The sequence below is a fragment of the Bradyrhizobium sp. KBS0727 genome, from assembly GCF_005937885.2.
Lineage (GTDB): Bacteria > Pseudomonadota > Alphaproteobacteria > Rhizobiales > Xanthobacteraceae > Bradyrhizobium.
On sequence record NZ_CP042176.1, the window covers coordinates 2,863,728 to 2,875,614 of the forward strand.

The window sequence follows — 11,887 nt, forward strand, 5'->3', positions numbered from 1 at the left end:
ACACAACTCTCTCTTCCGACCGCAAGCAGACAACGGTCGGGTTTACGGTTCAGGCAACCACCCTTCTCAGCTGGCTGGGTGATGCCAGCGATCGTGCCACCAGGTGCTGAAATCGCGATCGGTCACAAGTTCCCAGGCTCCAAACAGGATCACCAGGATGCCCGACACCATACTGCTTATCGTGGCTGATACCGGCTCGTAGCCGACCGTCCAAGGTGCCACTATCAGAGCCAGTCCGATGAGGATCTCTCCCCATTCCTCCAGATAGGACGGAATGACAAATCCCTCCACAGCAAACAGAATGACGCACAACCCGAGCGCGATGGTTATCCAGACCGCCGCCCCGGCGAAGCCCAGGACGAACGGCGACACGACCAGCCACACGCCCAACAGCAGGCTGGCGACGTCTTGCCAATGTCGAATGCGCATGTTGCTCACCTCCTTTCCTCCTCTCTATATGATAACGCACTGGTGACGATGCAAAGGCGCAGATCGTCGCGGGGAATCAAGAGGCATGGGCAGATGTCGCGCGAACCCGCCAGCCGTTGAAGCGGGTAACCGAGGCGCCTCATTCATCCGCAATTCGATAACATTCTCTGGAGTATTGCCTCGACCGAGTGTGGCGAAATCCCAAGTTCGACAAATCCAGGCATCTCCGGCGATGACACGGTGTCGATCTGCATCAGCTCCACCTGATTACGAGTGAGGGGTGGATCAGGGAGTATTTCGGAGGCCCACGCCAGTGCGTGCCAAGCGGCAAACGGGATTGGAATCAGTATGGGTGCGAGGCCAGCTTGATGCGCAACGGCCCTGAGAAATTGCTCGTAAGAGTAGAGGCGCGGGCCGCCGAACTCGAAGATCGTTGAAGGCGTTTCCGGTCGCTGCATGGTCCGGCCAATCGCCTCCGCAACATCCTCCACATAGACCGGCTGCAATCTGGTCAGGCCGCGGCCGAACATCGGATAGATCGGAAGCTGGCGGAGGAGCCTGAGGATGGTGGTGAGAAACGCGTCGTCCGGTCCGAATATCACCGCCGGGCGGACGAAAAGTGCATCGCCGAACGCGGCCCGGACCGCCAGTTCGCCTTCGCCGCGCTTTCGGATGTAGCGGGATGGTGAGGCAGGATCGGCACCGATTCCTGAAACATGAACAAGCTGTTCGACTCCAGCCCGTTGCGCTTGGGCCGCTACCCGTTGGGCCGCCTCGACGTGAACGGAATGAAAAGTCTCCTCTCCGTGCTCGACGTAAAGGCTGACCGCATTTACAACGCCGTAGACGCCGGCCACCGCATCCGCGACTGATCGCTCGTCGTGAACGGTGGCCTCTACGGATTGAAGTTGCGGATCATCAGGACCAAACAGCCTGTGCCCCCGATCCGGATGCCTTGACGCGATCCGGACGGAAAATTCGCGATGGCGCAGATGCCGAACGATGCGGCGGCCGAGAAAGCCGGTTCCGCCGAACACGGTGACGGTGCGGCCGTTCGTTGCCATCATGGCTCAAACTCGCCTCGAAACGACTCTCCGGATGCAGTCGCCGCCCACCGTTAACTATTGTTTGTTTGCTGGTGCGCCCGGAAGCACGGCTGCCACGCCTTCCGGATTGATGTTGAAGGCCAGGAATATCAACGGCTGGTTGCCTGGGTTTCCCCATTGGTGCACAAGAGCGTACGGCTCATAGATCAGGGAACCTGACCCTTTTGCTTCCGTCTTACCGTCGACCGTGTTCGCTCCGGTGCCGGAAATAATATAGTACAGAGCCGCTCCTGACCGATGGTGTGACGGGTTGGAGGGCATCTGCGCCGGAAATGTGACTCGCGTGAGATTGAGATCATAACCGCCTGGCTTCAGGTCGGGGATTGGAGTCGCAGTGCGATATAACTCCGTCACGGCGGCAGGTGCCGTCTCGACGGGCCGACCCAAGTCCACAGCGGGGACAAGGAAGAAGTGAAGAAAAGTTGACGGTTCTCCACTGCCCGCCGTTAGCGCCGCCGTCTTTCCGCCGGCGATGAACAGCCCTTCTCCGGCGTTGAGCATTTTGGCTTCGCCATCGAGCGAGACCTCGGTCGATCCTGAGATCTGGTAGAGGATACCGTTGGCCGCCGAGACGCCGCTCTTCTCCTCCGCCTGAAGAGTGATGCTCACCGCTTTGAAATGCAGCGGCACGTCTGTGACGGTCGGCAGTTTGGCTGCGGCGACCACCGTTCGCGTAATTGCCAGTGGAGCGGGGGTGGTTTGTGCGGCCCCGGAGTTGGGAAGCGCCATTGCACCGAGCAACAATAGTCCGGTTGTCCTGAACTGCATGATTGCCTCCCAGGTTCAGCGGATGATCGGAGCACCATACGCGTTCCCGACGCCTCTTGGAATGGCAGGCCGCTTCGAGCCGCTATTGGACGGAAACCGGGAGCAAAGGCCGCGCGAAACTGAGTTCGTGGCCGTCGGGGTCAATTAGGTGGAAGAAGCGCTCACCCCATGCGGCATCGCGGGGCGCGCTAGCTGGCTGGTTCCCCGCCGCGAGCGCACGGTCGTAGAGCGCATCAACATCGGTAACGTAGAAGATTACCCGCCCCCACCAGGACCAGCGCCGCTCGGCAGGCTGGACGATGAGGTTGAGATAGCACGCCCCTGCTCGCAGGCTGGTGAATGACGACTCCTCACCGCCTTGCAGGACCTCAAACCCCAGCGCGCGGTAAAATCGGACAGCTCGTGGCATCTCGTGGGTGCCTAGTGTGACCGCGCTGATTCCCTCGATCATAGGCAGAACTCTCCTGTTTCATTCCCCGCCACCCCCGCCTACGCCGAGGTCTGGCGGCGATCAGCGGGTCCGCCGGGGTCGATCATATTGAGGTACGGGAAGACTACCCCCATATATCGCTTTTTAGGGAGTCTTGCCGTGAGGATGGCGCAGGCGACCCTTGTTGCGGCGATTGCTGCCGCTGTTCAATTTGCCCCCCTTACGCTCCTGTCAGCTGAGGAGGGGGGCAGACCCGCGCTGATGATCGAGATCGAGGGGGCGATCGGTCCGGCAACCGCCAGATACGTAAAGGAAGCGCTGGCGACGGCTGGCGAACGGCAGGCTGGGGTCGTTATCTTGCGTTTGAACACGCCGGGCGGCCTTGCCACCAGCATGCGCGAGATTATTGCCGACGTGCTCGGATCCTCTGTCCCCGTCATTGGCTACGTGGCCCCATCCGGCGCCCATGCGGCGAGCGCGGGCACCTACATTCTCTACGCAACGCATATCGCGGCGATGGCGCCGGGCACCAATCTCGGCGCTGCGACACCGGTGCAGATCGGCGGCCCGCTGCCGGGTCTGCCAGGCAGCACCCCGGACAAGGACGGCAAGGACAAAAAGGATGACGCACAGCAGCCTGCGTTGAAAGATGCCATGACGGCGAAGGCGACGAACGACGCGGTTGCGCTGATCCGCAGCCTCGCCGAAATGCGCGGGCGCAACGCCGATTGGGCCGAGAAAGCGGTGCGCGAGGCCGCCAGTCTTTCCGCCAGCAGCGCATTGCAGGCGAATGTCGTTGAACTCATCGCGCGCAACCCGGCCGAACTGCTTCAGTTGGTCGACGGCCGCACGGTCGAGCTCGCCGGTGGCGAGAAGCGGCAGTTGACGACAAAGGGCCTGACGATCGAGCGGTACGATCCCGGCTGGCTGATCCGGCTTCTGTCCGTCATCACCGATCCCAACGTTGCTTTCATTCTGCTGATGGTCGGCATCTACGGTCTGATCTTCGAGTTCTCCACTCCGGGCGCCATCGCGCCCGGAGTGGTCGGGACGATCTGTCTGCTGCTTGGCCTCTATGCCCTTAACATGCTCCCGATCAATTACGCCGGCCTCGCCTTGATGTTGCTGGGGATCGCCTTCCTGATCGTCGAAACCTTCAACCCGACCGTGGTTCTCGGCCTTGGCGGCGTTGCCGCGTTTCTTCTCGGCGCCGCCATGCTGTTCAAGATCGAGGCCCCCGGATACCGGCTGTCATGGACAGTCGTTATCATCGCGCTGGCGATGATGGTCAGCCTGACCGTCGTCGTGCTCGGCTCGCTCTGGCGCGCCCGCAGAAACCCGGTCCGGGTCGGGGGGCAGGCCATGCGCGGTCTGCCTGCCCAAGTTCTCGACTGGTCCGGCAGTCAAGGTCACGTCTTCACGCATGGTGAGCGCTGGCAGGCCCACGGGGCGGAAGCCCTCACACCCGGAGAGGTGGTTGAGGTGGCTGGTATCAAGAACCTGACGCTCGTGGTGCGGCGGCGATCAGCACGAACTGTGGGCGAAGGAGGTGTGTGATGATGTTGGAATATCTGAGCTATCTTCTTCTCGTACTTGTCGTGGTCATGTTTCTCTCCGCAGCGATTCGCATCTTGAGGGAATACGAGCGCGGCGTCGTCTTTACACTGGGTCGCTTCACCGGGGTGAAGGGTCCCGGTCTCATCATCCTCATTCCGCTCGTGCAGCAGATGGTGAAGGCCGATCTGCGGGTCGTGGTGCAGGATGTGCCGCCGCAGGACGTGATCACGCGCGACAATGTCACGGTCAAGGTCAACGCCGTGCTCTACTTCCGCATCGTCGACCCGGAGCGTGCGATCATCAAGGTCGCGGACTTCATGGCGGCGACCAGCCAGCTGGCGCAAACCACGCTGCGCTCGGTCCTCGGCAAACACGAGCTCGACGAGCTGCTGGCTGAACGGGATCGGCTCAACGCTGATATTCAGGAAATTCTCGATCAGCAGACTGACGCCTGGGGTATCAAGGTGACGAATGTGGAGATTAAGCATGTCGATCTCAACGAAAACATGATCCGCGCAATCGCCAAGCAGGCCGAGGCAGAGCGGTTGCGGCGAGCGAAGGTGATTAATGCCGAAGGCGAGCAGCAGGCCGCCGAGAAGCTCGTCGAGGCCGGGCGACTTCTGGGCCGGGAACCACAGGCGATGCAGTTACGCTATTTCGCTGCCCTGCACGACATCGCGAGCGAGCGGTCCTCGACCATCGTCTTTCCTCTGCCGACGGATCTGCTCACCCATCTCACTCATTTCGCCCCACGACCGGACGCGGCGAAGTGACGTTGATCGGAGGCGACCTTAACCACGGGTGGGAATGCTAGTGCTTATACTATTGAAATATCTATATAATTCATCAAGTGGCTATGAAGGATTACGTCCGCCAATGACGACGTGAATCTCCGGCAAGATTACGACGCGGCACAGACCCGGCGCCGCTGCGATGGTTAAGCGTGGCCATCACGGCCCAAGGATCCACGTGTGCGACTAGCCGGGCCTGATTTCGTCACGGACAAATTCCGGCGCCATCCGGCAAAACATTTCTGACGGGATCGAAGCCCGCGCAAAATTCGGCGCCGTTGCTTCGTTGTAAACATTACCCACACGTGGGATAATAATGACCAGCTAATGTCAGCGGGAGCTTGTCTCAACCGTCTTGACCGGCACTCAACCTCCCGCTGAACGATCAAGCAATGGGAGGGAAACATGGCATCCCATGCATCTCGTCGTGACGGACTGTCACGCCGTGACGTGATCAAGACCGCCGTCGGTGCAGCCGCGGCCGTCGGCCCGTTCTTCCACGTCACGCCAGCCCACGCGGCCAAGACACTGAAGATCCTGCAATGGAGTCACTTCGTCCCCGCCTACGACAAGTGGTTCAACAACACCTACACCAAGGAATGGGGCGCCAAAAATGGCACCGAGGTCATCGTCGACAACATCAACCTCGGCTTGATCCCTTCGCGCGCGGCGGCGGAAGTATCGGCGCAGAAGGGCCACGACCTGGTGATGTTCCTCGCGCCGCCTTCGGTCTACGAAGAACAGGTCGTCGACATGAAGGATGTCTATGCCGCGTGCGAGAAAAAGCACGGCAAGCCGATCGATCTTGCGGTGAAGAGTACCTACAACCCCAAGACCCAGAAATACTTCGCCTTCTCTGACAGCTTCGTTCCCGATCCCGTCAATTATCGCTCGGATCTCTGGGGCGACATCGGCATGAAGCCCGACAGCTGGGACAACGTCCGCGTCGGCGGCAGGAAGATCAAGGACAAGACCGGCATTCCGGTCGGCATCGGCCTTTCAGCCGAACTCGACACTGCGATGGCCATGCGCGCGATCATGTATTCTTTCGGCGCGCACGAGCAGGACGCCGACGGCAGTCTCACGATCAATTCCAAGGAAACCCTCGAAGCGCTCAAATTCGTCAAAGCGCTGTTCCAGGAAACCGAGACGCCGGAAGTATTTGCCTGGGATCCGTCGTCGAATAACCGGCAGATGCTCGCCGGCAGGTCGTCCCTCGTGCTCAACGCGATTTCGATCACGCGTGCGGGCGAAAACGACAAGATGCCGATCCACGAGAAGATCGCGCTCGCCAAGCCGCCGAAAGGCCCGGTCCGGCAAATTGGCCTCGAGCATGTGATGGATTGCTATGTGACCTGGAAATTCTCCGAGAACATCGACGGCGCGAAGGCCTTCCTGGTCGATTACATCGACAACTTCAAGCAGGGCTTCATGGCCAGCGAATTCTACAACTTCCCCTGTTTCTGGAAGACGGTGCCCGACCTGACCCAGCTCATCGCCAAGGATTCCAAGGCGGTGCCGCCGGATAAGTACGCAGTGCTGTCGGATGTGCTCGGTTGGGCGACCAACGTCGGCTATCCCGGCAACTCCAATGCCGCGATCGACGAAACTTTCAATACCTGGGTGATCAACACGATGTTCGCCGAAGCTGCTGCAGGCGCAGAAACTCCGGAGAACGCTCTCGCGCGCGCGGAGGCCAAGATGAAGGCGATCTGGGCGAAATGGAAGGACCGGAAGATGATTTGATCGTCTCGCCGCGCATTGCCGTTGAGGCACAGTAGCTCTGGGCCCAAGGGACCGTGCCTGGCACCGAAGCCGATCCGGTGAACGGCTTCGCAGAGGGAGGCAATCGGGACTCGCGCATGGCCATTGTGGAAACACGACGCATCACCAAGCTTTTCGACGAGGTTCGCGCCGTTGATGGTATTGACCTCATCGCCAGGGAGGGAGAATTCCTGGTTCTGCTCGGACCATCGGGTTGCGGCAAGACGACGTTGATGCGCCTGATCGCAGGCCTTGAGCGACCGACCTCTGGCGAAATCGTGATTGACGGAAATATCGTGACCGGGCTACCGCCGCGCGCAAGAAATGTCGCTATGGTGTTTCAAAGCTACGCACTCTATCCGCACCTCACGGTCGAAAAGAACATTTCGTTTCCGCTGCGCGCACGCGGCGTGCCAAGACACGCGATCCGCAAGAAGGTCGCCTGGGCAGCGCAGATATTCGGTATCCAGGACTTCCTTGACCGAAAGCCGCGTCAGTTGTCGGGCGGGGAGCGCCAGCGCGTCGCGCTCGCGCGTGCGGTGGTGCGTGAGCCGGTGGTCTTTCTTCTCGATGAGCCCCTGTCGAATCTCGACGCCAAGTTGCGCAACTCCGCGCGTGACGAACTAAAGCAGTTTCAGCGCAGCCTCGGCACCACCACCATCTACGTCACCCACGATCAGGCCGAGGCGATGGGTTTGGGGGACCGCATCGCGGTTCTCAACCAAGGCCGTGTCCACCAGATCGGCACGCCGCACGAGATCTATGGCTCGCCGGCGGATATCTTCGCCGCCACTTTCATCGGATCGCCACCGATGAACCTGATCGAGGACGGCAGGATCTGGATCGGCTTCCGACCGGAAGCGTTCCTGCCGAAGGAAGTTGAACCGTATGGCGACAACGTCGACTTTCCGTTCCGCATCACCCGCATCGAGTATCTCGGCGCCGACCGCCTGGTCTACGGCCTGATCGATGGCCGAACACCCGAGGCTCGCTTGATCTCGAAGATCCCGACCAACATTCGCACGCATATCGACGCCGGCCAAGTCTACGACTTCATCGTGAGGCGGCAGGACATCGCCCGCTTCGAGCGCGAGAGTGGCCGGCGCGTCGACGGAGGCGCGGCATGAAGTCGACGATCACGGCGACAGTCGGCAAGACCCGGGTAAAGGATAGCCTGCTGTCGCGCGTTGCCGACAACGATCGCTGGCTGTGGCGCGCCATGCTTGCGCCGGCGATCCTCTACATCGGGCTCCTGGTCGGGTTTCCCTTCCTGCTCTCGCTTTATTACAGCGTGTCGAGCATCACGGTCGCCAGCCAGGACGTGCATTTTGTCGGGCTGGAAAATTTCCGGCGCATCGTGGCGAGCGGCACGTTCTGGCTTTCGCTGCAGAACACGATTGTGATCACGGTCGTTTCCCAGTTCTTCGTCCTTGTGTTCGCCAACATTCTGGCGACGGCGCTTGTCGTTGATTTCCGCGGCAGATGGCTGGTTCGGCTGTTGATCTTGCTGCCGTGGGTGGCGCCGATCTCGCTTGGCAGCATCGGTTGGCTCTGGATCTTCGATTCGATCTACAGCGTCATCAACTGGACCGCGCGCGCGGCTGGCCTGCTCGGGCCCAACCAATGGCCGATCTGGCTCGGCCAGCCAACTCTGGCAAGGGCATCGATCATTATCGTCAACGTATGGCGCATCCTGCCGCTGGCGACAGTCATTGTCCTTGCCGGACTGTCATCGATCCCGCAGGATATCCATGACGCGGCGGAGGTGGATGGCGCCGGGTTCTGGCGCCACCATTTCCAGATCACGACGCCGCTGATTCTGCCGATCATGCTGGTGGCACTGTTGTTCGGCATCATCTTTACGTTTACCGATTTGATTGTCGTGTTCGTGCTGACCCGCGGCGGCCCCTACGACACCACACAGGTAATCGCCAGCTGGGCCTATTTTACCGGAATTCAGGGTGGCGATCTGGCGGGGGGAGCGGCCATCTCACTGTTCCTCTTTCCCGTCTTGGCCGGCGTCGCGATCCTGTTCTTGTGGTTAGCCCGGCACACCGAGGTCACCTGACATGACCCGCGAACTCGTCCGCGCACGACATATTGCAGGCAAGGCGGCTCACGCCGCCGTCCTGGTCTTCTTCGTGACGTTCCTCGCCTTTCCGTTTTACTGGATGATGATCACCACTTTCAAAGCCAACCAGGATTTGTACAACACCGCAAACAATCCTTACGTGTTTAACAGCCCCCCGACGCTGCAACATCTTTCGGTGCTGTTTGAGGACACCCAGTACGTGCAATGGCTGTTGAATACCGGCTTCGTCGGCATAGTCGTCGTGATCATCACGCTCTTGCTCGCTGTCCCGGCGGGCTACGCGCTCGCGCGCATGACCGGCGCCTGGGCGCAAACCCTGGGTGTGACGATCTTCCTCACCTATCTGGTGCCGCCGACGATTCTGTTCATCCCGTTCTCACGCATCATCGCGGTGCTGGGATTGCAGGATTCGGTGTGGTCGCTCATCCTCGTCTATCCGAGCTTCACCGTGCCGTTCTGCACCTGGCTTCTGATGGGCTTCTTCAAGGCGATCCCGCGCGACCTCGAGGACGCAGCCATGATCGACGGGCTGAGCCGCTTTGGCGCCTTTATCAAGGTGGTGATGCCGATTTCGGTCGCCGGAATCCTGACGGCGGTCATTTTCGCCTTCACCCTGGTGACGCAGGAATTTGTTTATGGCGTCACCTTCATCACCGCATCGTCGAGCTATACAGTAAGTGTCGGTATTCCGACATTCCTGGTGCGGGGCGACGTCTATTTCTGGGGCTCAATGATGGCGGCCTGCCTGATTGCAAGTGTCCCAATCGCCATTATCTATAATTTCTTCGTCGCACGCTTTGTAGCCGGCTTTACCATGGGCGCCATCAAGTAGCGCCCGCCAATCAAGCGTTCTTCGAAGCGGGAGCCGGTAACATGACCGAAAGATGGCACCCGGACGAGAACCTTTCGGTGATCGCGCGCTTCGAGGTGCGCCACCGCGCCTATCTCGCCTTGGACGGTTCGATCCATCGGCCGCTCCCGGCCTTCGCCTCCGATACCCGTCTGCTCGTCAGGCTTTATCGGGCGATGGTGCTGGTACGCGCCTTCGATGTGAAAGCTGTGGCGTTGCAGCGCACCGGTCGGCTAGGGACCTATGCCGCATCGCTTGGCCAGGAGGCAGTGTCGGTTGGCACGGCCAGCGCCATGCGTGACGAGGACGTCTTGCTCCCTTCCTATCGCGACAACGCCGCCTTGATCTGGCGCGGGGTCAAACTGGAAGAAATTTTGCTGTTTTGGGGCGGCGACGAGCGGGGCAACCGCTTCTCAGGCCCGATCCAGGATTTCCCGTTCTGCATTCCGGTCGGATCGCAAGCGCCGCAAGCTGCGGGCGTTGCTTACGCCTTCAAGCTGCGCAAGGAGCCGCGCGTTGCCGTATGTCTGTTCGGCGACGGCGCCACCTCAAAGGGCGACCTCTGGGAGGCGATGAACTTCGCGGGTGTGCACAAGCTGCCGGTCGTGTTCGTCGCCACCAATAATCAATGGGCTATATCCGTGCCGCTGCGGCTTCAGACCGGATCCGAAACGCTGGCGCAGAAGGCGATCGCAGCGGGTTTCATCGGTGAGCAGGTCGATGGCAACGACATCGTGGCGATGCATGCTGCAGTCGGCGAGGCGATCGAAGCAGCCCGAAATGGCCAAGGCCCCCGCTTTATCGAGGCGGTCACCTACCGGCTCGGCGATCATACGACCGCCGACGACGCGACGCGCTACCGTCCGACCGATGAGGTCCAGGCGCGCTGGAAGGAGGAGCCGATCGCGCGGCTGAGATCATTTCTGGCTGGTCAGAAGGTGTGGAGCAAGGCGGACGAAGAGCAGCTTTCCGCCGAGTGCCAGCAGCACATCGACGCCGCGGTCGAGCGCTATTTAGTTGTAAAACCGAGGGCCCCCGAGACCATGTTCGATCACCTTTATGCCGAACTGCCGAGGGTCTATGCCGCGCAGCGCCGGGAACTCGAGGGGAACGACTGATGCCTGAGGTGACGCTGGTGGAAGCTATCAATCTGGCGCTCGCCCGTGCGATGGAGGATGACCCCAATGTCGTCGTGTTCGGCGAGGACGTCGGGGTCAACGGCGGCGTATTCCGCGCCACGGTCGGACTGCAGCAGCGTTTCGGACCGGAACGGGTATTCGATACGCCGCTTGCCGAACTTCTTATCAGCGGACTCTGCGTCGGCATGGCGGCACAAGGGCTGAAGCCGGTCGGCGAGATCCAGTTCATGGGATTTATTTATCCCTGCATCGATCAATTGGTGAATCATGCCTCGCGGCTGCGCAACCGCACGCAAGGGCGGCTCAGCTGTCCGATGGTTTTACGGACCCCGCATGGCGGCGGCATTCGCGCTCCGGAACATCACTCGGAGAGCGCCGAGGCGATGCTCGCCCATATTCCAGGTTTGCGCGTGGTCATTCCATCTTCGCCCGAACGCGCTTACGGCCTGCTGCTCGCCGCCATCCGCGACCCCGATCCAGTAGTGTTCCTGGAGCCGACGCGCATCTACCGCGCAATGAAAGGCGAGGTGGATGACAACGGCGAGGCCCTGCCACTGGATGCCGCCTTTATCCTCAGGGAAGGCCGTGACGTGACCCTGATCAGTTGGGGCGCGATGGTGAAGGAGACGCTGGCGGCTGCCGAGACGCTCGACGCCGAAGGCATCAGCGCGGAGGTTATCGATCTCGCGACCCTCAAGCCCTATGACGAGGAGACCTTGCTAAGCTCGGCCGCAAAAACCGGACGCTGCGTCATCGTGCACGAAGCTGCGCGGACCGGCGGCTTCGGTGCCGAGATCGCCGCACTTTTTGCCGAGCGCGGGCTGACGTCTCTTCTCGCTCCTGTCGCCCGTGTCACAGGCTATGATACGGTGATGCCGCTGCCCCGGCTTGAGCAACATTATATGCCGTCGGTCGGCCGTATCGCGGCCGCCGGACGCAAGGCTTGCCAGTTCAGTTGAGA

At 60.8% G+C, this 11,887-nt stretch carries 12 protein-coding genes; 8 read left to right on the forward strand and 4 right to left on the reverse strand.

Annotated elements, in window-relative coordinates; genetic code table 11:
- Positions 1 to 66: 66 nt before the first annotated feature.
- The 4 genes from FFI89_RS12995 to FFI89_RS13010 form a co-directional block, all read right to left on the reverse strand.
- A complete protein-coding gene (locus FFI89_RS12995; protein ID WP_168212879.1) occupies positions 67 to 429 on the reverse strand; it encodes an SPW repeat protein in 363 nt (120 codons plus the stop codon).
- Between the two features lie 143 nt (positions 430 to 572).
- Positions 573 to 1,496, reverse strand: a complete 924-nt coding sequence (locus FFI89_RS13000) for a complex I NDUFA9 subunit family protein (protein ID WP_138837094.1) — start codon at positions 1,494 to 1,496, stop codon at positions 573 to 575.
- 54 nt (positions 1,497 to 1,550) lie between these two features.
- Entirely contained in the window at positions 1,551 to 2,303 is a 753-nt protein-coding gene (locus FFI89_RS13005) for a cupin domain-containing protein (protein ID WP_138837096.1), read from the reverse strand.
- Between the two features lie 82 nt (positions 2,304 to 2,385).
- A complete protein-coding gene (locus FFI89_RS13010; protein ID WP_138837098.1) occupies positions 2,386 to 2,754 on the reverse strand; it encodes a VOC family protein in 369 nt (122 codons plus the stop codon).
- A 138-nt stretch (positions 2,755 to 2,892) separates the two neighbouring features.
- Here FFI89_RS13010 and FFI89_RS13015 point away from each other — a divergent pair, with 138 nt between their 5' ends.
- From FFI89_RS13015 to FFI89_RS13050, 8 genes are all read left to right on the forward strand, one after another.
- Positions 2,893 to 4,290: a nodulation protein NfeD gene (locus tag FFI89_RS13015; RefSeq protein ID WP_246669441.1), complete on the forward strand. Its 1,398-nt coding sequence runs from the start codon at positions 2,893 to 2,895 to the stop codon at positions 4,288 to 4,290.
- Positions 4,290 to 5,063, forward strand: coding sequence for a slipin family protein (locus tag FFI89_RS13020; RefSeq protein WP_138837099.1), 774 nt, complete (start codon positions 4,290 to 4,292; stop codon positions 5,061 to 5,063). The genes FFI89_RS13015 and FFI89_RS13020 overlap by 1 nt, the downstream gene beginning before the upstream one ends.
- 423 nt (positions 5,064 to 5,486) lie before the next feature.
- Positions 5,487 to 6,827 carry an extracellular solute-binding protein gene (locus tag FFI89_RS13025; protein WP_138837101.1) on the forward strand — a complete coding sequence of 447 codons (1,341 nt, stop codon included), beginning with the start codon at positions 5,487 to 5,489 and terminating at the stop codon, positions 6,825 to 6,827.
- Positions 6,828 to 6,943: 116 nt separating this feature from the next.
- Positions 6,944 to 7,972, forward strand: a complete 1,029-nt coding sequence (locus FFI89_RS13030; protein ID WP_138837104.1) for an ABC transporter ATP-binding protein — start codon at positions 6,944 to 6,946, stop codon at positions 7,970 to 7,972.
- Positions 7,969 to 8,913 carry a carbohydrate ABC transporter permease gene (locus FFI89_RS13035; protein ID WP_210249110.1) on the forward strand — a complete coding sequence of 315 codons (945 nt, stop codon included), beginning with the start codon at positions 7,969 to 7,971 and terminating at the stop codon, positions 8,911 to 8,913. Before FFI89_RS13030 ends, FFI89_RS13035 begins: the two co-directional genes overlap by 4 nt.
- Before the next feature lies 1 nt (position 8,914).
- On the forward strand, positions 8,915 to 9,769 hold the full coding sequence (locus FFI89_RS13040) for a carbohydrate ABC transporter permease (protein ID WP_138837106.1): 855 nt from the start codon (positions 8,915 to 8,917) through the stop codon (positions 9,767 to 9,769).
- A 41-nt stretch (positions 9,770 to 9,810) separates the two neighbouring features.
- Positions 9,811 to 10,905, forward strand: a complete 1,095-nt coding sequence (gene pdhA, locus FFI89_RS13045) for a pyruvate dehydrogenase (acetyl-transferring) E1 component subunit alpha (protein WP_138837108.1) — start codon at positions 9,811 to 9,813, stop codon at positions 10,903 to 10,905.
- Positions 10,905 to 11,885, forward strand: a complete 981-nt coding sequence (locus FFI89_RS13050) for an alpha-ketoacid dehydrogenase subunit beta (RefSeq protein ID WP_138837110.1) — start codon at positions 10,905 to 10,907, stop codon at positions 11,883 to 11,885. Before pdhA ends, FFI89_RS13050 begins: the two co-directional genes overlap by 1 nt.
- Positions 11,886 to 11,887: the final 2 nt, after the last annotated feature.